The organism is Pseudomonas sp. AC169 (genome assembly GCF_979258515.1).
Map to the genome: position 1 here is coordinate 3,371,632 of NZ_OZ409866.1, position 22,211 is coordinate 3,393,842.

At 61.1% G+C, this 22,211-nt stretch carries 20 protein-coding genes; 8 read left to right on the forward strand and 12 right to left on the reverse strand.

The features are described from left to right. Positions 1-6: 6 nt before the first annotated feature. The 4 genes from ACZZ0G_RS15160 to cpaB are packed head-to-tail and all read right to left on the reverse strand — an operon-like array spanning position 7 to position 4,638. Positions 7-1,275 (reverse strand): CpaF family protein, encoded by a 1,269-nt coding sequence (locus ACZZ0G_RS15160; protein WP_463556666.1) that lies wholly within the window; start codon positions 1,273-1,275, stop codon positions 7-9. After that, complete coding sequence (locus tag ACZZ0G_RS15165; RefSeq protein ID WP_463556667.1) at positions 1,272-2,462, reverse strand: pilus assembly protein; 1,191 nt, start codon at positions 2,460-2,462, stop codon at positions 1,272-1,274. The genes ACZZ0G_RS15160 and ACZZ0G_RS15165 overlap by 4 nt, the downstream gene beginning before the upstream one ends. Beyond that, positions 2,459-3,676, reverse strand: a complete 1,218-nt coding sequence (locus tag ACZZ0G_RS15170; RefSeq protein WP_463397803.1) for a type II and III secretion system protein family protein — start codon at positions 3,674-3,676, stop codon at positions 2,459-2,461. The genes ACZZ0G_RS15165 and ACZZ0G_RS15170 overlap by 4 nt, the downstream gene beginning before the upstream one ends. A 20-nt stretch (positions 3,677-3,696) precedes the next feature. Beyond that, a complete protein-coding gene (cpaB, locus tag ACZZ0G_RS15175; protein WP_463556668.1) occupies positions 3,697-4,638 on the reverse strand; it encodes a Flp pilus assembly protein CpaB in 942 nt (313 codons plus the stop codon). 331 nt (positions 4,639-4,969) lie between these two features. Here cpaB and ACZZ0G_RS15180 point away from each other — a divergent pair, with 331 nt between their 5' ends. From ACZZ0G_RS15180 to ACZZ0G_RS15190, 3 genes are all read left to right on the forward strand, one after another. After that, positions 4,970-5,179, forward strand: a complete 210-nt coding sequence (locus tag ACZZ0G_RS15180) for a Flp family type IVb pilin (protein WP_007914649.1) — start codon at positions 4,970-4,972, stop codon at positions 5,177-5,179. Between the two features lie 18 nt (positions 5,180-5,197). Further along, positions 5,198-5,410: a Flp family type IVb pilin gene (locus ACZZ0G_RS15185; protein ID WP_463556669.1), complete on the forward strand. Its 213-nt coding sequence runs from the start codon at positions 5,198-5,200 to the stop codon at positions 5,408-5,410. A gap of 72 nt (positions 5,411-5,482) precedes the next feature. Continuing rightward, on the forward strand, positions 5,483-5,890 hold the full coding sequence (locus ACZZ0G_RS15190) for a response regulator (RefSeq protein ID WP_463397800.1): 408 nt from the start codon (positions 5,483-5,485) through the stop codon (positions 5,888-5,890). A 705-nt stretch (positions 5,891-6,595) separates the two neighbouring features. Here ACZZ0G_RS15190 and ACZZ0G_RS15195 read toward each other — a convergent pair. The 4 genes from ACZZ0G_RS15195 to ACZZ0G_RS15210 all read right to left on the reverse strand — a co-directional run bounded on the left by ACZZ0G_RS15195 (position 6,596) and on the right by ACZZ0G_RS15210 (position 12,594). Continuing rightward, a complete protein-coding gene (locus tag ACZZ0G_RS15195) occupies positions 6,596-8,266 on the reverse strand; it encodes a ShlB/FhaC/HecB family hemolysin secretion/activation protein (RefSeq protein ID WP_463556670.1) in 1,671 nt (556 codons plus the stop codon). A gap of 134 nt (positions 8,267-8,400) precedes the next feature. Beyond that, positions 8,401-10,086 carry a collagen-like triple helix repeat-containing protein gene (locus ACZZ0G_RS15200; protein WP_463556671.1) on the reverse strand — a complete coding sequence of 562 codons (1,686 nt, stop codon included), beginning with the start codon at positions 10,084-10,086 and terminating at the stop codon, positions 8,401-8,403. Positions 10,087-10,384: 298 nt separating this feature from the next. After that, positions 10,385-11,239, reverse strand: a complete 855-nt coding sequence (locus ACZZ0G_RS15205; RefSeq protein ID WP_463556672.1) for a MaoC family dehydratase — start codon at positions 11,237-11,239, stop codon at positions 10,385-10,387. Positions 11,240-11,241: 2 nt separating this feature from the next. Further along, a complete protein-coding gene (locus tag ACZZ0G_RS15210) occupies positions 11,242-12,594 on the reverse strand; it encodes a 3-oxoacyl-ACP reductase (protein ID WP_463556673.1) in 1,353 nt (450 codons plus the stop codon). Between the two features lie 253 nt (positions 12,595-12,847). On the opposite strand from ACZZ0G_RS15210, the gene ACZZ0G_RS15215 reads away from it, so the two are divergent. The 3 genes from ACZZ0G_RS15215 (at position 12,848) to ACZZ0G_RS15225 (ending at position 17,009) form a co-directional block, all read left to right on the forward strand. Then, positions 12,848-14,125: an acetyl-CoA C-acetyltransferase gene (locus ACZZ0G_RS15215; protein ID WP_463556674.1), complete on the forward strand. Its 1,278-nt coding sequence runs from the start codon at positions 12,848-12,850 to the stop codon at positions 14,123-14,125. A gap of 435 nt (positions 14,126-14,560) precedes the next feature. After that, the gene (locus ACZZ0G_RS15220) at positions 14,561-15,457 is read left to right on the forward strand and encodes a PA4780 family RIO1-like protein kinase (protein WP_463556675.1); all 897 of its coding nucleotides are present in this window, start codon (positions 14,561-14,563) and stop codon (positions 15,455-15,457) included. Positions 15,458-15,800: 343 nt separating this feature from the next. Next, positions 15,801-17,009 (forward strand): MFS transporter, encoded by a 1,209-nt coding sequence (locus ACZZ0G_RS15225; RefSeq protein ID WP_463556676.1) that lies wholly within the window; start codon positions 15,801-15,803, stop codon positions 17,007-17,009. Here the strand turns inward: ACZZ0G_RS15225 and cueR are convergent. The 3 genes from cueR to ACZZ0G_RS15240 form a co-directional block, all read right to left on the reverse strand. Continuing rightward, a complete protein-coding gene (gene cueR / locus ACZZ0G_RS15230; RefSeq protein ID WP_463397793.1) occupies positions 16,963-17,376 on the reverse strand; it encodes a Cu(I)-responsive transcriptional regulator in 414 nt (137 codons plus the stop codon). The genes ACZZ0G_RS15225 and cueR overlap by 47 nt on opposite strands. Beyond that, entirely contained in the window at positions 17,373-19,766 is a 2,394-nt protein-coding gene (gene cueA / locus ACZZ0G_RS15235; RefSeq protein ID WP_463556677.1) for a copper resistance metal-translocating P1-type ATPase CueA, read from the reverse strand. The genes cueR and cueA overlap by 4 nt, the downstream gene beginning before the upstream one ends. 195 nt (positions 19,767-19,961) lie before the next feature. Beyond that, positions 19,962-20,345, reverse strand: coding sequence for a hypothetical protein (locus ACZZ0G_RS15240; RefSeq protein ID WP_463556678.1), 384 nt, complete (start codon positions 20,343-20,345; stop codon positions 19,962-19,964). A gap of 147 nt (positions 20,346-20,492) precedes the next feature. On the opposite strand from ACZZ0G_RS15240, the gene ACZZ0G_RS15245 reads away from it, so the two are divergent. Then, a complete protein-coding gene (locus tag ACZZ0G_RS15245) occupies positions 20,493-20,690 on the forward strand; it encodes a cation transporter (protein WP_463556679.1) in 198 nt (65 codons plus the stop codon). Positions 20,691-20,779: 89 nt separating this feature from the next. After that, positions 20,780-21,982, forward strand: coding sequence for a multidrug effflux MFS transporter (locus ACZZ0G_RS15250; protein ID WP_463556680.1), 1,203 nt, complete (start codon positions 20,780-20,782; stop codon positions 21,980-21,982). Between the two features lie 6 nt (positions 21,983-21,988). On the opposite strand, the gene ACZZ0G_RS15255 is transcribed toward ACZZ0G_RS15250, so the two are convergent. Next, the gene (locus tag ACZZ0G_RS15255) at positions 21,989-22,162 is read right to left on the reverse strand and encodes a hypothetical protein (RefSeq protein WP_007914687.1); all 174 of its coding nucleotides are present in this window, start codon (positions 22,160-22,162) and stop codon (positions 21,989-21,991) included. Positions 22,163-22,211: the final 49 nt, after the last annotated feature.

The following is a 22,211-nucleotide window of genomic DNA, read 5'->3' on the forward strand; positions in this document are numbered from 1 at the left end:
CTTGCGTCAGCCCAGATGCGCTTCGTGGCGCAGCTTGTCGCCAGCCGGATTGACGGCTTCGCGCAGGAAACCGAAACCGGTACGGCGGTCGAGGCGAAACAGGGTGTTGGTGACGTAGACGTCTTCGCGAATACCGACCACTTCCACCACTTCACTGACGCAGCGACGCCCGTCAGGCATGCGCGTCAACTGGATGATCACGTCGAGGGCGGCGCAGATCATCTGGCGCAGGGTGCGTTCGGCGATGGAACGGCCGGTCAGTCCGACCAGCGTTTCCAGACGCAGCAAGGCATCCTGGGCGTTGTTGGCGTGCACGGTGCTCATCGAACCGTCGTGACCGGTGTTCATCGCGGTGAGGACGTCGACCACTTCGACGCCACGAATCTCGCCGAGGATGATCCGGTCGGGGCGCATCCTCAGGGCGTTACGGATCAGGTCGCTGGCCTTCACTTCCCCGTGGCCTTCGGCGTTCGGCGGCCGGGTTTCGAGGCGCACCACGTGCGGGTGGCCGAGTTGCAATTCGGCGACGTCTTCGATGGTCACCAGACGTTCGTGCGGGTTGATCAACTGGCTGAGAATGTTCAGCAGTGTGGTCTTGCCGGTGCCGGTGCCGCCACTGATGAGGATGTTGCAGCGCTTGCCGACCGCATCCTGGAAAAACTCGAAGATCGACAGGTCGATGGTTTGCATGGCCATCAGGTCGCTGCTCTTGAGCATGTCCTTGCGAAATTTACGGATCGACAGGCATGGACCGTCGAGGGCGATCGGCGGAATGATCGCGTTGACCCGACTGCCATCCGGCAGGCGTGCGTCGACCATCGGCGAGGATTCGTCGAGGCGCCGACCGAGCGGCGCGAGGATGCGCTGCATCACGCGTTCGACGTGATGCGCGTCGATAAAACGCAGGTCACTCTGGTGCAGTACACCGTCGCGCTCGATGAACACCCGGTGCGGGCCGTTGACCAGAATTTCGGTCACCGACTGATCGCGCAGCAACACTTCCAGCGGACCGAAACCGGTGAGCTCGTCGACGATCTCTTCGGCCAGCCGCTCCATTTCGTAGCGCGATATCGCCAAGTGCAAACGCGCGATGTATTCGGCGACTTTGTCGGTGACAAATTGCGCGAGTTGCTGGCGTGAACCTTCCAGCAGGTTTTTCCCGGACTCTTCGAGTGCGTCGATGATGTAGCGATGCAAGACCAGTTTCAGGCCTTCGTGATCGCTGTTGCCGGTGCTACTGCGGGGCGCCGCGCCGAAGAGTTTTTCTGCGCTCATGAGGTGCCTCGCAAGCGGTCGAACCAGGTGGCTTTCGGTTTGGCCAGGCCTTCGGAGCGTTTCGCCAGACGCTCGCCGAGGGCGCGCAGGCTCTGGGTGAGTTTTTCTCGCGGGGCCAGTTCGAACAGGCTGACGCCCTGGTTTTTCGCGTTCAGGCGCACTTCCGGGGTGAGGGCCAGCGTGGCGATCACTTCCAGGTTGAAGGTCTTGCCGAGGGTTTCCGAATTGGGCGCGACGTTGCTCAAATAGCGGTCGATCAGCAGACGCCCGTGGTCGAGTTTCATGCCTTTTTCCCGCCACAGATTGAGCACGGCGAGGTTGCGTCGGCAGTTGAGGACGTTCTGGTCTGTGTACCAGAGCAACTTGTCGCAGTGGCTGACAAAGGTGCGCAAAGCTTCGCTATCGGTTTGGCCGGTGAGGTTCACGACGATGTGCTGAAAGTGTTGACGCAAGGCGCTGAGCAGCATGTACAGCTCGGCGGCGCTGGTGCTTTCCAGCGGCTCGTCGTTGCTGGCATAAGCAAGAATCCGCAGGCCGGCTTCGGCGCTGGTGAAGGCGCTGTCGATCAGCGTGGCATCGAGCCTTCGCAAGTGGCGCAAGGCATCGCCAAAGTGAAACGAACTCTCAAGCCCGAGCAGGGCGAGGCTGTCACCGCGCGGCAAGCCGAGATCGAGCAACAAGGTTTGCTGACCGCTCTTTTGCACCACCAAGGCCATGTGGTTGGCCAGCAGTGCGCCGTCGGAGCTGCTCTGCACGCCATACATGACCGTCAAGCCACCCAGTTGCGTGTTCGGCGCCACTGGCGGCAAGCGTTTGCTCAAGCGCCGTACCAGCCCGGCGACTTCACTGGAGCGCGAACCGTAGGCGACAAAGTCGCGGGCACCGGCGCGCATCGCATTAAGCACCAACTGATTGTCCATGCCGTCGCCGAGGGCCACGATCGCCAGCATCGGTTTGGCTTCCAGCGCCCCTTCGATCAACGCGCTCTGGGCGACTACATGCTCGCGATCCAGACCGACGAAGACCAGGTTGGCAAAGGTCACGTCCACCAGCGCCAGCAGTTCGTCGAGGCTGCCGCCACCGGCGCTGACCACCTGACCAAGCGGCGCGAGCGCGCCCTGCAGCCACTCCAGATCGGTGCTGTTGCGGGTGATGGCGAGAAAGGTCTGGCTCAGGCTCTGGCTCATTGCGATAACCCGCTGCGCTTGTCGAAGTTGCCGTTCTCGAGGAAAAACATGCGGTAGAAATTCGGATCGTAATTGCGCAGCTTTTCGCCCGGTAACGACGGCAGTTGTGCGTCGGCGGCCAATGGCTGCACCAAGTGCGGAGTGACGATCATCAGCAGTTCGCGTTCTTCGCGTTTGATCTGCGATCCCTTGAAAAATGCGCCGAGCACCGGGATATCGCCGAGGCCGGGAAACTTGTTCACCTGCGAGCTGTTGGTTGTGCTGATCAAGCCGCTGATGACGAAGCTTTCGCCATCGCCGAGTGACACGCTGGTGTCGGTGCGGCGGATGGTCAGGGCGGGCACGGTGGTGCCGGCGATTTGTACGGCGTTGCTGAAGTCCAGTTCGCTGACTTCCGGAGCGACCTTCAGTGCGATGCGATCACGGCCAATAATGGTCGGCGTCAGGGTCAGGCGAATGCCGAATTCCTTGTACTCGATCGACACGCTGTCGCTGCCGGAGCTGGGCACCGGAATCGGGATTTCGCCGCCGGCCAGAAAGCTTGCACTCTGCCCGTTCAGCGCGACCAGGCTCGGCCGCGCGAGGGTGTAGGCGAAGCCGCTGGTTTCCAGGGCGTTGATGATTGCCATGGTCTTGCCGCCGATCCACGAGAAGTTGAACAGCGAGTTGTCCACCGGCAAACGTGGCTGCGGTACCCCGTCAATCGGTGGCAAGGTGCCGGGCGAACCGAACAGGAAATTGCCGCGCGTGCCGATCAGCGAGGCGGTGGCTTCCTTGAGCTTGGTGCGGCTGACTTCGACGAAACGGATGTCGGTCTGCACTTGCGAAGGCAGGCTCGGATCATCCGAGGGCAGCGTGCTGCTCAACGCTGCAGTGGCAGCGCCCTGCACGAACACCATGCTCTGGCGCGGCTCGCTCGAGCACGAAGTCCAGACCATCAGGCTGGTAGCGCCGGGTGCGACGCCGGTGAGCAGAAAGGATGAACTGCCGTTGGCGTGGACGTCGGCGATTTTCGGGTCGCCGATCGCCAGACGGGTGATCGCCACTGGCGATTGCACGTCCTGCTGAAAGCCTTCGCCGATTTCGATCACCGGCGGCATGCGCCCGAGTGCCGAGCAATTGCCGACCGCCGCCAGCGCGGCGTCCATCGACAGGCCCATCAATAACAGGGCGCGCAGCACGGGTTTGAATGTCGGCCTGAAACGACTCTGCATGCCCTTGGATCCTTGCGCAGTCATGGGTTTTGTTGGGTGATCTGATTGCCGCGAATGATTTCCACGGCAGGCCTCGGGGCTGCACCGGAACCACCGCCAGTAGGCGCTTTCGGTCCGGCGCCCAAGGCCAGTTGGGTGAACTGGAAGAGTTGGCTGTTGGCGCTGTTCAGATGTGCCGGCGCCTGAGGTTCGCCGGCCCAGTATTTGGCCAGGCGTTGTTCTTCACTGCTGCGTACGGCTAGGCGTAATGTGCCGACTTGCGTTGCCAGCATCAGGCGACTGAGCAGTTGTTCCGGCACCGCCAGCACCACGGTGCGCGCGGCGATTCGGCGTTGATCCTGTTTGAGTTTTTCCTCGGCGCTCAGGGCCGGTGAAGCGGGTTGGCCATCGTTGGTCAGGCCATACTGATCGCCAACACCGAGCACGCGCATGGCCGGCACGACGATTTGCGCGGACTGTTCGAGGTTGCTGGTGTCCTGGCGCAGATACAGCAGCACATCGACGTAATCACCGGGAATCAGTTGCCCGGCCGCACCGATCACTTCGTCGACGGCGACGGTGAGCGCGCGTTCATCGCTGTGAATCATGCGTGCCAGTGAACCGCCGGCGGTGAAGCTTTCATCATTCAGCCAGGTGCCTGCGCTGAGGTGCCGCCACGGCGTGCGGCCGATGGCCTGATCGACATTGCTCAAGCTGCCGGCCGGTGCACTGCGCAGTTTTTCCACCGCGACATCGGCAGCCGTCAGCGCGGTGAATGGCGGCACATCGTGGAGCAACACCACCACCGGTTGGCGTGTCTGATCTTCGGCGATCGCGACAGTTTTTTCGACGGTGACGACTGGAGCAACGGGCGCTTCGGCGACGGGTGCCGGTTGGCGGCTGAGCACCAGTCCCCAATAACCGACGAAGATCGCTCCAAGCAGAAGAATGGCTGCAAGGCCCATGGTGACGCGACTGTTCATGACGGCTCTCCCTTTCCTGCTGCACTACCCACCGCACTTGCTTACGAGAGAAGTTCCCAATCCGGCAGCTATGAACATGCAACTATTTCGCTATTTCCACGCTAGCTGATCCAAGCCAAAACGCCATTAGTGACAGGCAAATAACCCACGAAAGTATGAGTCTTGGCCAATTAACAGCAGCAATTGGCGCAGCCCCGATCGGGTTAATCCTTTGTGATTAATCCGTTCTTACAGTTGTTGGGTGGGGCTTTGTTGACAATGCTCAAATGGCACGGTGGGTCTTTGCCGCTGCAGCGTGACATTGGCGCCATGGGCGCAAAGGAGTGGTCGTATGTGTCGGATGATCCTCGATTATTTGATGGCCAGAGTTCGTCTGCTGGTCAAAAACGAAGAAGCGGCGTCGGCGATCGAATACGCGATCGTGGTGGCGATGGTTGCCGTGGTCGTTGTGGCTTTTGTCACTCCGCTGGGTAACCGGGTGCTGGCTTACTTCAACAACATTCTGACCGGGCTGGGTGGCACAGCGGTCACCAGGCCCTGACTGGCGAGGAGAATGGCGATGCTCTTTGATTACTTGAAGGTGCGTGTCCGCGGTTTCTTCGCCAATACTGAAGCGGCCTCGGCGATCGAATATGCGATTGTCGTCGCGATGGTGGCGGTGGTGGTCATTGTGTTTGTCACGCCTGTGGGCGGCCGCGTATTGGTCATGTTCAATAATTTGCTGGTGGCTCTTGGCGGTACAGCCGTGACAGCGCCCGCGCCGCCGTCCTGAGCTGAACGAAGCTCAATGCCCGGCTGATGCCGGGCTACACTCGGGTTCACTTTCAGTTTTCAGGGATTGCCCATGACTGCTTCCTCGCTGCCGCGCCAACAGTTGCTTCTGGTTGACGATGAAGAGGACGCGTTACTGGAGCTGGCGGAATTGCTGGAGGGTGAGGGGTTTGTCTGTCATACCGCAACGTCGGTGAAGCTGGCGTTGCATCATCTGACTCGCCATCCCGATATCGCGTTGGTGATTACTGATTTGCGTATGCCGGAGGAGTCCGGGATGTCGTTGATCAAGCGCTTGCGTGAGCATACTTCTCGGCAGCATTTGCCGGTGATTGTGACGTCGGGGCATGCGGATATGGAGGATGTCAGCGATATGTTGCGGTTGCAGGTGCTGGATCTGTTTCGCAAGCCGATTTATCACGTCAGGCTTTTGGAGACTTTGGATAATTTGTTTCCCAAGCCTAAGGTTCAGGTTGGCTGAGGGGGGACTCGGCGGCCTTTGGGCCGACCGTGTTTTGGGGGTTTTTGGTGAATATCCGTTGCTGCGGGTGTTGCTGTTGGCGGTTTCGCCCTTACGGCGAGGCACTTTTTCCAGACGCCGAAAAAGTACCCAAAAAGGCTTGCCGCAACGTTCGGCCCACTCGCTAAAGCTCGGGGTTCCTTCGCTCCGGGATCGATCCGGGGGCATCGCCTACGGTTTGCTTCGCTGCACCTCCTCTCGATGCGTTTGGCTTCGCCAAACGGTCGCTGCGCTCCCACCCCCGGATCAATCCCTCCACTCAGCCTGCCGACGCGGCCGGTGAGTCAAGATCAAGAGCGGCAGCCGAGCTAACGCTCATCCTGTTGAGTGGTGAAGAGCAGAGGCGATCCGCGTTTTGCTCTTCTGTGAGAGCGAGCTTGCTTGCGAAGGCGGCCTGCCAGCCGACCCATTTCTGGCAGATGTACACCTTCCATTGTGGGAGCGAGCTTGCTCGCGAAGGCGGCCTGACAGCCGACCCATTTCTGGCAGATGCACACCCTCCATTGTAGGAGCGAGCTTGCTCGCGAAGGAGGCCTGACAGCCGACCAATTTCTGGCAGATGCACGCCGTCCATTGTAGGAGCGAGCCTGCTTGCGAAGGCGGCCTGCCAGCCGGCCAATTTCTTCCGGCTGTTCAGTTCACCGAGCGGCTGAGGGGTGTTGCTAGTCACAACTGATAACTGAAACTGATGCTGTACCGGGGCTTGCGGTTGAAGGTGTCCAGGGCCTCATCCGACATCGCCTTCGCCGCCTCGAGCGCGATGTTGTAGTACTTGGCGTCACCAAACCTTAGTCCGATCGCGGCCGATGAAAGATTGTTGGCCTGTACCGGCAGTTTGTTGAACCAGCTGCGCGAGCGATCGAGCACGATATACGGTTGCAGGATGCGCACCCAGTTGCCGTCGCGGTTGAAGCTGTAGTTGACCTCGTACGCCACGCCCCAGCCCTTGTCGCCGGACGCTTGATCGTCGGGATAACCACGACCGAAGTTCTGTCCGCCGAACACTGCACGCTCGCTGTCGGGCAGGGTGTCGTCGCTCCAGTACAGCGCGGCCGACAGTACGCCTTGCCAGTTGTCGAGGAATTTGTCGCTCTGTACGCCGGACAGGCGCACGCGGAAGAAATCGAGGGCGATGTCGTCGTAGTTGGTGTGCGCGCCCAGGCTGTCGAAACCCTGATACACACCGCCGCTGAGAATACGCAGTTGCCGGGCATCGGCCTTGCGCCAGTCGCCTTCGAACGCCAGGGCGCGTACGTCGGTGCGAAACTCGGTGCTGAACGGGAAGTTGATGCCGTTGTAGCGGGTCTTGTCATCGACCGCGTACAGACGCGAGCCGGCGGTCAGCAGTTCGTTGGAGGCGGCAATCAATGGCAGGGTGAAACCGATGGAGTAGCGGTCGTTTTCACGATGGGTACTGAGTCGTCCACCGCCGTCGATAAGGACTTCGGTACTCGGATCGGCGCGGTAGCGTGAGGCGGAAACGTTGAGTTGTGCGCCCTCGTCATTGATGAACTGGTTGTAGTCGAGGCGGTAGTAATGTTCGTGATCGTCACCTGGCGGAAACAGGCCGCTGAGGGTCAGTTGTTCACCCATCGCGGTCTGCGAATTGCTGCTGACGCCGAACAGGGCCTGGGTGCCGTTGCGGTTGTCTTCGGTGGTGCTCAGCGTACTGGTAAAGGGTTTGCGACTGGCCTGGGCGATTAACGTGGTGGCGCCGTCGGTGGTGCCGGGCGGAGGCACCTGGGCCTGGATCGTTACGCCGGGGATGCGCGTCATCAGCGTGGTGTAGCGCTCGAAAGTCTTGCGGGTCAGCGGCCGTTCGGCCTGGATCTTCGCAGCCAGTTTATCGATGAGACCTTTGACCCGGCCGACATCGCCTTGCATCTGGACATCGCGCACATAGCCCTCCACCAACACCACGCGCGCCACGCCGTCATTGAAATTTTGCTGCGGCAAGAACGCGTACGACAGCAGGTAACCGTCCTGCTGATAACGTCGGGTGATGTTGCGGGTCGCTTCGATCAGATCGGCGAGACGGGTCTCGTGACCGATGAGAGGCTTATAGATTTCGGCGAGTTCGTTGAGCGGATAGAGGGTTCCGCCTTCGATCTGCACGGTTTGCAGATTGATTCTGGTCTCCATCGACAGCGGTTGCGCGGCGGCTGCACCGGCGTCCGGCACTTGCACCGGCGTGGCGTTCGGGCGATAGGCGTCGGCTGGCAGGTTCGGCACGGGCAGATTGCGGATGGTTTCGTTGCTGTTGAGAAAGCTGGGCAGGGTATCGGCGAGGGCGGCGGAACTGAGACTGAGGAACAGCAGGGATGCCATTACGCGCATAGGACACTCCATGGTCAGATCACAGCGCAGGGCTGATTGCTCCTAAGAAAAAAGGCGGAAGACTCGTGGGAATCTTCCGCCCTCAACCAAGCGTAGGCGCTGTAGGTGAGGCCGTCGAATCGGCCAGGTGCAATTTAGCGTTTGTTGCCTCCCAAGGTGTTGACCAGGCCGCCGACGATACCGCCGACACCGCTGCCCGAGCCCCCGCTGGCGCCCCCGCTGGCACCTCCGTTGACCAGGCCACCGACTGCTGCGACGGTACCGCCGACGTTGTTGACCAGACCACCGACTGCGGTGGTGACCGGGTTATTGGTTGCAGCAATGCTGCTGCCGATGCTGCTGACCGCACCGCCCACCTGGCCGGTGAGGCTGGCGACGGGGGCACCGATACCGGTAGCTGCGCCGACTTGTTGGGTCACGTTGGTAACCGCGCTGGTGACCGGGTTCAGGCCTGCCCCCACGGCACCGGCAACGGTGGCCAGAGGTGAGGTTGGCGCGGTGATCGGTGTGCCCGATCCGCCCAACACGGTGTTGAGCGAGGCCACGGTATTACCCAGTCCTGCAGCCGTAACGCCCCCAGCGCTGACCACGCCATTGGTGTTTCCGGCATTCAAGCCTGCGCCGACGTTGACTACCGCACCACCGACAGTTTGCAGCAGGCCAGTGCCGCCGAGGCCTGCGCCCAGACCACCACCCACTCCACCGCCAGTACCCGAGCCGGTGCCGTTGGACACCAGACCGCCGGCCTTGCCGACGGCGGTGCCGGTATTGCTCAACGCGCCGCCGACTGTGTTGGTCAAGGCATTGCCGTTACCCGCGACGGTGACTTTGCCGCCCAAGGTATTCACGGCGCCGCCGACTTGCGCAACTACGCCTTTGAGCGGACCGCCAAGGCCGGTGGTGGCGCCGAGTCTGTCCGTGGTGCTTTCGACCATCGCGATCACCGGCACCAGACCGCCACCGAGTTTGTTCGTCAGTTGGCTGGTCGGGCCATTGGTCAGTGTGGTGTCGAGCGTATTGCCGAGCATGGTGACTTTCTCACCGACACCGTCGAGCAGCGGCGCGACTTTGGTAACCACACCGCCCACCACCGGAACTTTGTTGGTGGCCGTCGCCAGTTTGCCACTGAGATCGGAGACGCCGTCGCCAACATTCGTGACCACACCGCCGGCCGAAGCAACAGTGGTGGTCAGGCCGTTAGGATCGGTGGCCAGTTTGCCAATGCCGTTACTCACCCCGTCACCCAGTGTCGTGACGACATTGCCAGCGGTGTTGGCCACACTCTGTACCACGCCACCGACCACAGGAACGCTGCTCAGCGAGTCGCCGATCTGGCCAACGCCATCGCCGACCCCCGCCACGGTGGTGCCGACATCCTGCACCAGTGTGGTGGTGACCAATGGCAAAGGGGTTGGATTGGTCGGGTTGGTTGGATCCGTTGGATCTGTCGGGTTGGTCGGATTGGTCGGATTGGTTGGATTGGTTGGATTGGTCGGATCGGTGCCACCTGTGCCGCCCGTGCCACCCGTGCCGCCGGTACCTCCAGTGCCCGCAGTATCACCTGTGCCTCCCGTGCCTCCCGTGCCACCGGTACCTCCGGTGCCGCCAGTATTGCCAGTGCCGCCCGTGCCTGCGGTATCGCCGGTGCCACCCGTCCCGCCGGTACCCGAGGTACCGCCAGTCCCGGCGGTACCGTCCGCCGAGGAACTGCCGGAGCTGCTTTTATGGCCGCCACCACCGCTGCTGCAGCCGGTGAGGCCGAGGGAGAGAATCAATGCCAGAGCGATTGCCGATTTGCACCACACGCCTTGAGTTTTCATGATCGTAATTCCTTGCACCTGTCACAACGTTCGTTGCCTTCGATGGCTCGCCGATCTGTTGTCGGTGATGCCTTCGTCCGTTGTGCTCAATCTCAGTCCAGAAGCAGGTTGGCGACCATTCTCAAGTTGGTATTAACGCCTTTATATATAAGGCGTAGTGCAGTGCATAAGGAGTAATACTCAGGATATAGCCGCGCAAAAAAAGGCCTTGATAATCAAGGCCCGGTTTTTTTGGCGAAGCGGCAAAGGCTGGGGAAAACTTAAGTTATATACACACAATTAACGGTGTCCCGAGGGCTCAGGCAATCGGTTGCCACTGCCCGACCATATGTTCCAGGTCTTGCGCACCGATCAGGCGCAACTCACCACTGGACCCCGCCGCACTCGCCAGCAACGTCACTTCACTGGGCAGACGTACCGGTTTGCGAAAGTGCACGGCGATCTCGAAGTTGGCCTTGGGCAAGTGATCGTTCAGCGCCGCAAGTGTGCGTGCCTTGTTCCACAAACCATGGGCAATGGCCGTTGGAAAACCGAACAGCTTGGCACTCGCTGCACTCAGATGGATCGGGTTGTAGTCGCCGGACACTTTGGCGTACTGCCGACCGATATCCGTTGGAGCTTTCCAGTGCGCCACTTCCACCAGCGACTGCGCGGGCTGCCAGTTCTGCTCGACAGCCTCGCCCTCAAGCTTCACGCCACGACAGAGCATCTGGCTTTCGGCTTCCCACAATGGTCCGAGTTGATCATCCAGTGTGGTCAGCAAATCGAACGTCGCACCTTTGGGATGCGCTTGCAGATTCGTCACGCGCACACTCACTTGCGCCCGACCGATCCCGCCCATCGGGCGCAACACGCGAATGCGGTTGCTCAGGTGAATCAGCCCCAGCAGTGGAAACGGAAATTCTTTGGCAGTGAGCAACTGCATCTGCAACGCGAAGGCGAGGATATGCGGATAGGTCGGCGGCAACAGACCGTCATCGACGAATCCGCAAACCTTGCGATAAGCCGACAAGCGTTTGCCATCGACATCGACCCAACAGCGCAAACCGCTGTCGGGCAATTGCGTGCCGGTGATTTTGCGTCGCGTCGCCGCCCGTGCATACAGCCCCGGCAGACTCGGTTCGCGATCCAGCGTGTGCCATTCGATGCTCATGCCTAAGCCCCCAGAACACTTTGTCCACAGACCCGCAGCGCCTGCCCGGTAAATGCGCCGGTGCCCGGCTGCGCCAGCCACGCGACGGCCTCGGCGACGTCTTGCGGCAAGCCGCCCTGACCGAGGGAACTCATACGCCGGCCCGCCTCACGCAGGCCGAACGGAATGTGTGCAGTCATCTGCGTCTCGATAAAACCGGGCGCAACGGCATTGATGCTGATACCGCGTTCCAGCAGCGTCGGCGCCCAGGCTTGCGCCAGCCCGATCAGTCCGGCCTTGCTCGCGGCGTAATTGGTTTGCCCGCGATTACCGGCAATGCCGCTGATCGAGGCCAGCAGAATGACCCGCGCATCATCGTGCAGCGTGCCGCTGTCGAGCAGCGCTTTGGTCAGCACTTGCGGCGCATTGAGGTTGACCGCCAGCACCGCGTCCCAGAATTCCGGGGTCATATTGGCCAGGGTTTTGTCGCGGGTGATGCCGGCGTTGTGCACCAGAATGTCGAGGCCATCGGGCAATTGTTCGATCAGTTGCGCAGCGGCGTCGGCGGCGCAGATATCCAGGGTAATCGCGCGGCCACCGAGGCGGGCGGCGAGGGCTTCCAGATCGGTCTTCGCCGGCGGTACGTCGAGCAGGATCACCTCGGCGCCGTCACGAGCCAGGGTTTCGGCAATCGATGCGCCGATACCGCGAGCTGCGCCAGTGACCAGCGCCTTGCGCCCGGCCAACGGGCGTGTCCAGTCAGTTACTGGCGTCGCACAAGCCGTCAGACGAATCACCTGGCCGGACACGAACGCACTTTTCGGCGAGAGGAAAAACCGCAGCGGGCCTTCCAGCTGATCTTCAGCACCTTCGCCAACGTAGATCAGTTGCAGCGTGCCGCCGCTGCGCAGTTCCTTGGCCAGCGAACGGGAAAACCCTTCCAGCGCTCGTTGCGCACTGGCGGCAAACGGATCACTGAGGGATTCCGGCGCGCGGCCAAGAATCACCAGGTGCGCGCTGTGTTCAAGGTTCTTCATCAACGGCTGGAAGAATTCGCGCAGCTGTTTGAGCTGGTCGGTGTGCTGCAAGTCGCTGGCGTCGAACACCACCGCTTTGAGTTTCGGGCCGTGGCCGGGAATCCATTCGGTGGCTGTCGCCGGTTGTTCGCCGTAGCGGTAAATGCCGTCGGTCAAACGGTTGGCAAAGGCGCTGATGCGCTCGGCCAATGGCCCGCCGCCGATCAGCAGCGCACCTTCCACCGGCCGCAGGCGTCCGGCCTGCCAGCGTTCCAGTCGCACCGGCGACGGCAGTCCCAACGCCCCGACCAGACGATGGCCGATGGACGAGTTGGCGAAGTCGATATAGCGGTCAGACATGGAACGCTCTCCAGAAGTTGGGGTTCAAAGTGTGGACTGCCGATGGCAATCAATCGTTCGATCCACGCAATAAGGCCTACGCTAGACACTGAGGTTTAGCAGGTCTTGCAGACATGCGCGGACCCTGTGGGAGCGAGCTTGCTCGCGAAGGCGTCGTATCAGTCGGTAAAAGTGATGAATGTGCCGCCCCCTTCGCGAGCAAGCTCGCTCCCACAGGGATTGTTTCAACCCGAACTTTTCTAAGGAGTCATTCATGAGTCAGCTGCGCCGCGTCGCGATCATCGGCGGTAACCGTATCCCTTTCGCCCGTTCCAACGGGCCGTACGCCACGGCCAGCAATCAGGCGATGCTCACCGCCGCCCTCGAAGGCCTGATCGAACGCTACAACCTCCACGGCCAGCGCATTGGCGAGGTGGTGGCGGGTGCGGTGCTGAAATTGTCACGAGATATGAATCTGACCCGTGAGTGCGTCCTCGGCTCGCGTCTGTCTCCGGCCACGCCCGCTTACGATATTCAACAAGCCTGCGGCACAGGGCTTGAAGCCGCGATCCTGGTGGCGAACAAGATCGCCCTCGGCCAGATCGAGTGTGGCATCGCTGGCGGCGTCGACACCACGTCGGATGCGCCGATCAGCGTCAGCGAAGGTCTGCGCAAAATCCTTCTGCAAGCCAACCGCGCCAAGACCACCGGCGACAAGCTGAAAACCTTTCTGCAACTGCGGCCCAAACACCTGATCCCGGAATTTCCGCGCAACGGCGAACCGCGTACCGGCCTGTCGATGGGCCAGCACTGTGAGCTGATGGCGCAGACCTGGAACATCGCCCGCGAAGATCAGGATCAGCTGGCCCTCGAAAGCCACCACAAACTCGCCGCGTCCTACAGCGAAGGCTGGCACAACGACTTGATGACGCCGTTTCTCGGCTTGACCCGCGACAACAACCTGCGTCCGGACCTGACCCTGGAAAAACTCGCAACGTTGAAACCAGCGTTCGAAAAAAGCGCGAAAGGCACGCTGACGGCAGGCAATTCCACGCCACTCACCGATGGCGCCTCCGTGGTGCTGCTCGGCAGCGAAGAGTGGGCCAAAGAGCGTGGCTTGCCGATCCTCGCGTATCTGCGCGATGGCGAAGCGGCGGCAGTGGATTTCGTCAATGGCGCCGAAGGGCTGCTGATGGCACCGGTGTATGCCGTACCAAGGTTGCTGGCGCGCAATGGCCTGACCTTGCAGGACTTTGACTACTACGAAATTCATGAAGCGTTTGCTGCGCAGGTGCTGTGCACGCTCAAGGCCTGGGAAGATCCCGAATACTGCAAAACCCGCTTGGGCCTGGATGCGCCGTTGGGTTCGATTGATCGTAGCCGACTCAATGTAAAGGGCAGTTCGCTGGCGGCGGGTCATCCGTTTGCCGCGACTGGCGGGCGTATCGTCGCCAATTTGGCGAAGCTGCTGGATGCGGCAGGCAAGGGGCGCGGGCTGATTTCGATTTGCGCGGCGGGTGGGCAGGGCGTCACTGCCATTATCGAACGCTAGAACAGCCCCTCATCGGAACGCCGCCCGCCTAACCCTCCCGAAACGTCGGACCGCCCAAAGGGAGAGGGGACTGATTGGGGGATGTTTGAGAGATACGCCGACCTGAACGTGCGTCACCGAATCCATAATCGACGCGGTATTTCAGGTCGATGTATAACGCCAGACACCTCGGTCGGCCCCCTCTCCCTCGGGGAGAGGGCTGGGGTGAGGGTAAAAGGGCTAAAACCGCAGATGTCAGATTCTGTCGCAAATGCCCTCAACGGCCGATACCAACATTCAAGGGCGGCTCAGCTATGATTCGCAGCGGGCAATTTTTCGGCACAGTGTGTGCATTCACAGGTTCACAGGTCGGCAACCCCTCCCCGTAATGCGAGGATTGCCGTATAACGAGTGACATTCGCGTGTTTGGTAATAAAGGACCCACAATAAAAGCTGATGAAGACTCCAAAACGCATTGAACCCCTGATCGAGGACGGTCTGGTCGACGAAGTGCTGCGCCCACTGATGAGTGGTAAAGAAGCAGCTGTTTATGTGGTGCGCTGCGGCAATCAGTTACGTTGCGCAAAGGTCTACAAGGAGGCGAACAAACGCAGTTTCCGCCAGGCGGCCGAGTATCAGGAAGGCCGCAAGGTGCGCAACAGCCGACAGGCTCGCGCGATGGCGAAAGGCTCCAAGTTCGGTCGCAAAGAGACCGAAGATGCCTGGCAGAACGCCGAAGTGGCGGCGCTGTTCCGTCTGGCCGGTGCCGGGGTGCGGGTGCCCAAACCGTACGACTTCCTCGACGGCGTGCTGTTGATGGAGCTGGTGGCCGATGAGTTCGGCGACGCCGCGCCGCGTCTGAATGACGTGGTGCTGGAGCCGGATCAGGCGCGTGAGTATCACGCGTTCCTGATTTCGCAGATCGTGCTGATGTTGTGTACCGGTCTGGTGCACGGTGACCTCTCGGAGTTCAACGTGCTGCTGACGCCGACCGGCCCGGTCATCATCGACCTGCCGCAAGCCGTCGACGCTGCTGGCAACAACCACGCGTTCAGCATGCTGGAGCGTGATGTCGGTAACATGGCTTCGTACTTCGGCCGCTTTGCCCCGGAGTTGAAGACGACCAAGTACGCGAAGGAAATGTGGGCGTTGTACGAAGCCGGCACCTTGCATCCAGCTAGCGTGCTGACCGGTGAATTCGATGATCCGGAGGACCTGGCCGATGTTGGCGGGGTGTTGCGCGAGATCGAAGCGGCGCGCCTCGACGAGGAACGCAAGCAGGCCATCCGTGCGGCGGACGACGAGCCGAAAGGCAAGTCTGACGAGCCACCGCCGCCACCGTGGATGCAGTGATTGTTTGACAGGAAACCCGGCTTCGGCCGGGTTTTTTGTTTGGATCAGAATGCTTGGAAGCCCAGAAGCCCCTCACCCCAGCCCTCTCCCAGAGGGAGAGGGGGCCAACCGAAGTGTCTTGCGTCATACATCGACCTGAAACACCGGGTCGATTATGGATTGGATGAGGTCAGCATTTGGACCTGTCTGGATTCGGTAAAGAAATTTCAGGTCGGCGTATCTCCACAGCATCCCCCAATCAGTCCCCTCTCCCCCTGGGAGAGGGTTAGGGTGAGGGCCTCTTTCGGATCAACGCAATTTCACGTCTACTGTCCACCGCTCCAACCACACTCAAGGACTGAATGTGACTACCCCCCGCAACACCCACCTGATCGTCACCGCCCGCCTGATCTCCGATTTCGGCGCCTTCCTCAACATGGTCGCGCTGGCCACCTACGTTTACCTGCTAAGCAACAGCGCCATGAGCGTCGGGATCTTTCTCGCCAGTCGCGTGGGCGGCGGGATTGTTGCCAGTCTGATCGGCACCGCGTTTTACCGCCGCTGCAGTGGCCGCGCACCGCTGATCGCGTTCGACCTGCTGCGCGCCAGCGTGCTGGGTTTGCTGTTGATTGTGCCCGTCAGCCAGCAGGCCTTGCTGTTGCCGGTGATCGCCTTCGGTCTGGGTCTGGGCAATTCGATGTTCGCCATAGGTCTTAACAGCCAGTTGCCGCGTTTGATTCGCGCCGATCAATTGCTCAAGGCCAATGCCTGGATCACCTCGGCTTCATCCGCCGCAATGGTCGGTGGCAGCCTGGTGTCGGGTTTGCTGGTGGCGGGTTTTGGTTTTGAAACGGTGTTCGCCCTGAATGCGCTGACTTACCTGCTGGCAGCATTATTGATTGTGCCGCTGCGGTTCGAACCGGCGACCGTCAACGACGAACCTGATCGCGGCGAATGGACAGCGCTCAAGCAGGGCCTGCGTGCTACGCCGGTGATTGCTGCGATGCTTGCAGTGACCATGGCCGACACCTTGGGCAGCGCTGCGCACAACGTCGGCTTTCCGATTATTTCCAAGCTGCTGACACCGGAGTCGGCGAGCACCACGCTAGGCCTGATGCTCGCGGTGTGGGCCAGCGGCAAACTGCTGGGTGCGCGAATCGCCAGTCGCCTCAAGGGTTCGGACAACATCAACCTTGAACGACGGTTTTTCTTCGGCGTGGCGCTGATGTCCTGCGGCTTCATCCTGATGTTCCAGCAACACAGCCTCTACGGACTGCTGCTGTTTTCCTTGCCCGCGGGGTTGGGCGACGGCTTTTCCGAAGTCGGGCTGATGTCGCGTCTGCAACGTGAGCCCGAGCATTTGCGCCTGCCGGTATTCAGCTTTCTGACTTTGCTGCAAATGACCGGTTTTGGCATCGGCATGCTGATCGCCGCACCGTTCTACGGATGGTGGACGCCGGGTGCCGTGGTCATGCTCTTCCACGGCATTCCGCTCAGTACCTTGTTGCTGGTGAAAGGACTGGCGCTCAAGCGCGGGCGGGTTGCGCGCAGCAGCCCGACGCCAACTCCTTGAGGATCGGGCAGTCGGGGCGATGGTCGCCGTTACAATGCTCGACCAGGTCTTGCAGGGTGTCGCGCAACTCGCCGAGTTCGCGAATCTTCTGATTCAACTCGTCGATGTGCTGGCGGGCCAATGCCTTCACATCGGCACTGGCACGTTGGCGATCCTGCCAGAGGGTCAGCAGTTTGCCGACCTCTTCCAGCGAAAAGCCCAGGTCCCGCGAGCGCTTGATAAATGCCAGCGTGTGCAGGTCATCGTCGCCGTAGACCCGGTAACCGCTGTCGGTGCGATGGGCCGCTTTGAGCAGGCCGATCGACTCGTAGTAGCGGATCATTTTCGCGCTCAGGCCGCTGTTTTTGGCCGCTTGACCGATGTTCATCGGTGCTCCTCCAGATCCTTGGGTTTCCAGGTTTTCAACAGTAGCGCATTGCTCACCACACTGACGCTCGACAGCGCCATCGCTGCGCCGGCCAGCACCGGGTTGAGGAAGCCGAACGCCGCCAGCGGAATGCCGATCAGGTTGTAGACGAAGGCCCAGAACAGGTTCTGGCGGATCTTCGCGTAAGTCTTGCGGCTGATTTCCAGCGCCGCCGGCACCAGCCGTGGATCGCCGCGCATCAGGGTGATGCCCGCCGCGTGCATGGCGACGTCGGTGCCACCGCCCATGGCGATGCCGATGTCGGCAGCGGCGAGGGCCGGGGCGTCGTTGATGCCGTCACCGACCATCGCGACCACGCCGGTTTTTTTCAGCTCGCTGACGGTCGCGGCTTTGTCCGCCGGCAGCACTTCGGCGTGGACATTGCGGATGCCCAGCGCTTCGGCGACCACACGAGCGCTGCCGCGGTTGTCGCCGGTCAGCAAATGGCTGTGGATATCCCGGGCGGCAAGTTGTTGCACGGCTTCCAGTGCGCCGGGTTTCAGGGTGTCACCGAAGGCGAATAAACCGAGCACCTTCGGCTCAGGGGTTTGCTCGATCAGCCATGACAGGGTGCGGCCTTCGGCTTCCCAGGCTTGGGCAGATTGGCTCAGGTTGCCGGCGCTCAAAGCACTTTCCTCAAGCATGCGCCGATTGCCCAGCGCCAGACGTCGTCCATCGAGATTGCCGGCGATGCCACGACCGGTCAGCGATTGACTGTCGCTGACATCCGGCACGTTCAGGCCTCGCTCAGCTGCCGCATCCAGCACCGCTTTGGCCAACGGATGTTCGCTGCCGCGTTGCAGTGCGCCGGCCAGCTTCAGCAAGGTGTCTTCATCACCATCCACTGCACTGAAATGGGCGATACGCGGCGTGCCAGAGGTCAGCGTGCCGGTCTTGTCGAAGACCACGCTGCTGACTTCATGGGCGCGTTCCAGGGCTTCGGCGTCCTTGATCAGAATGCCGTGGCGCGCAGCCACGCCAGTGCCGGCCATGATTGCTGTTGGCGTGGCCAGACCGAGCGCGCAGGGGCAAGCGATGACCAGAACAGCGACGGCATTGATCAGCGCGGTTTCGATCGGGGCGCCGTAGAGCCACCAGCCGATCAGTGTTGCCAAGGCAATCAGCAACACGGTCGGCACGAAGATCTGGCTGACCTTATCCACCAGTTTCTGGATCGGTGCCTTGGCAGCTTGAGCGTCCTCGACAAGACGAATGATCCGCGCCAGCACGGTTTCCGCACCGAGCGCCTGAGTGCGCACCAGCAAGCGGCCTTCACCATTGATCGCGCCACCGGTGACTTTGTCGCCCGGTTGTTTCGGCACCGGCAGGCTTTCGCCGCTGATCAGTGCTTCATCGGCGTGGCTCTGGCCTTCGATCACTTCGCCGTCGACCGGGAAGCGTTCGCCGGGTTTGACCAGCACCAGATCGTTCAGGCGCAACGCGCTGATGGCGACATCCTGCTCGCGGCCGTCGATCACTTGAATGGCCCGTTCCGGGCGTAACGCCTCGAGGGCGCGGATGGCGCTGGCGGTCTGGCGTTTGGCGCGGCTTTCCAGGTATTTGCCGAGCAGTACCAAAGCGATGACCACCGCCGACGCTTCGAAGTACAGATGCGGCATGCGCCCGGAGGCGGTGGCCCATTCGTAAAGACTCAGACCGTAACCGGCGCTGGTGCCGAGGGCGACCAGCAAATCCATATTGCCGGCACCAGCGCGCACGGCTTTCCACGCCGCCACATAAAAGCGTGCACCGAAAATGAACTGCACGGGCGTGGCAAGGGCGAATTGCGCCCAAGCCGGCAGCATCCAGTGAATGCCGAACGGTTGCAGCAACATCGGCGCCACCAACGGCAGGGCCAGGGCGATGGCGCAGATCAGCGCCCAGCGTTCATGCTTGAGGCGCTGTTGCTGATTATCGGTTTGCGGGTGTTCGGCTTGCCAGATGCTGGCGGAATAGCCGGCCTTTTCTACGGCTTCGATCAGGCTTTGTGGATCGACCTGACCAAGCAGATCGAGGTGCGCGCGTTCGTTGGCGAGATTGACGCTGACGTTTTTCACCCCGGGAACTTTGTTCAGGGCACGCTCGACACGACCGATGCAGGAGGCGCAGGTCATGCCTTCAATATTCAGTTCAATTGTTTGCTGCGGGACGCTGTAACCGGCGCGTTCAACCGCCTCCATCAACGCCGGCAAGCTGTCGCCGGGCGCCTGCACGCGGGCCTGCTCGGTGGCGAGGTTAACGCTGACGGCACTGGCGCCGCTGACTTTGCTCAACGCCCGCTCGACACGGCCAGCGCAACTGGCGCAGGTCATGCCGGCAATCGGCAGATCGAACGTGATGGAATCGGACATCGGTCGTACTCCCTGTAGTAGATGCCTACAAGGATCAACCTTGCCATGCGGGCAAGGTCAAGCGCCATTCTTTGATGAGTGGCAAAAGCAACTGTGGGAGCGAGCCCGCTCGCGAAAGCGGTGGGTCAGTCAACATCATCGCTGAATGACACACCAAATTCGCGAGCAGGCTCGCTCCCACAGGTCTGGATTTGCTTAATAGCCGAGATCGGCGCGCTTCAGGTACATGCCTTCCTGTGTCATCGCTATCCGGTACTTCTGCACATCGCCCGCTTGCAGTTTTATTTCCTGCGAGCCCGGTGCGAGCAAGCCTGGATTGCAACCCGGTACTTGCCCCGGCAGCAGTTTCAGACGCAGCGATACAGTGCCCGGTGGCAGGTTGAAAGACGTGCTCTGTTCCTGAAACAGGCGCGCCGAAAGCTGATCCTGGATATACACACCGATTTCGCAGGAGGTTGCCACTTCCAGGCGCTCGCGGGAAATGATCAGAACCCCGTAATCCTCTCCGGCAGCTTGCACTTGAGGAACGGCGGCGAAGAGGCTGAGAAAGCCAAACAGGCTGAAAACTGACCAGCGCATGGCTGAATCTCCTGAATCGAGTCATAGATGTACGCAGCTTGGCCGAGCGCGGCACCGATTGCCAGCCCGGCAGCTTATTCAAGAACTTGACCTTGCCATCGTGGCAAGCTCGAGACTGCCGGCAACCTCACTCAAAGGAGTCATTCCATGCAAGTGTTCAACGTTCAAGGCATGTCCTGCGGTCACTGCGTCAAAGCCATCACCAACGCTGTGCAGGCCAAAGATCCGGCGGCCAGTGTGCGGGTTGATCTGGCCGCCAAAGAAGTCGGCGTGGAAAGTACGCTGAGCGCCGAACAAGTGATTGAGGTCATCAGCGAAGAAGGCTACGCAGTGAAACTCGTCTGAAGTTTTATAGTTAGCGAGCTATCGGAATGTTCAAGGCGTCCGGGCACGGCTAGACTGTCGGGCTGCCGACTTGCCAACCTGGATGCCTGATGAACTTCCGTACCATTCTGATTCTCGGTGCCTTGACCGCCTTCGGGCCCTTGGCGATCGACTTCTATTTACCTGCCTTTCCCTCGATGGCGCTGGCCTTCGGCACCGACGAGAAACACGTGCAGATGACGTTGGCGGCATATTTCGCCGGCCTGTCCATCGGTCAGTTGCTTTATGGCCCAGTGGCAGATCGCTTTGGCCGACGCATCCCGTTGCTCGTCGGGCTTGCGCTGTTCACCCTGGCGTCGCTGGCCTGCGCTTATGCGCCAAACCTGGAATGGCTGATCGGCGCACGTTTCGTCCAGGCGTTGGGCGGCTGTGCGGGGATGGTGATTTCCCGGGCGGTGGTCAGCGACAAGTGCGACGCGGTGGGCTCGGCGAAAGTCTTTTCGCAATTGATGCTGGTGATGGGCCTGGCGCCGATTCTGGCGCCGATGCTCGGCGGTCTGCTGGTCAACACCACAGGCTGGCAGTCGATCTTCCTGGTGTTGACCGGATTCAGTGCCTTGGCCGGATTGGCCGTGGCGCTGGGTCTGCCGGAAAGCATGCCGGCGCACATGCCGCGTCAGCCGTTGTCCGGCGCACTGCGTCAGTACGGGCGCCTGCTCAAGGATCGGGTTTATCTCGGCCATGCCCTGACCGGTGGCATCGCCATCGCCGGGATGTTCGCTTACATCGCCGGCTCGCCGTTCATCTTCATCAAGCTGTATGGCGTGCCAGCCGAGCATTTCGGCTGGCTGTTCGGCACCAACGCGGCGGGGTTCATTCTGGTGGCGCAGGTCAACGCACGGCTGTTGGCCAAGCGAGGTCCGGCATTCCTGCTGTCGCGGGCGGTGTGGGTTTATTTCGCTGCCGGGCTGACGCTGCTTGCGGTCAGCGCGATGCACACCGAATCCTTGTGGCCGCTGCTGATCCCATTGTTTATCTGCGTATCGAGCCTGGGTTGCATCAGCCCCAACGCAGCAGCCTGCGCCATGAACGGGCAGGGCGCGCGCGCCGGCAGTGCCTCGGCGCTGCTCGGCTGCATGCAATTCAGCGTCGCCGCTGGCGCTTCGGCGTTGGTGGGGGTGTTGCACGACGGCACGGCGGTACCGATGGCGATCGTCATCAGTATTTGCGGTTTGCTGGTGGTGTGCGTGGCGCTGCTCACCCGCCGTCTGCAGAATGCCCGGGCTCTGGCGCAAGCTCAGGCCGAGGCATAAAAAACCTCAGCCGGCAGCGCGCTGCTGGCTGCGGTCGGGAATCTGGTGGGGCGCGCAAAGTCGCGCTTCGAGGGTGCGGGTGAAGGCCAGTGCTTCGGCTTCACTGCGGAATGTCACGGCGTGTTGGTCCAGACGAACCTGCCATTGAGACTTTGCCACTTCTTTTATCAGGATCTTCATTGCTGACCTCCCTTGCGTAAAAGATGTATCGCAGAGGCTTCGATTGTAG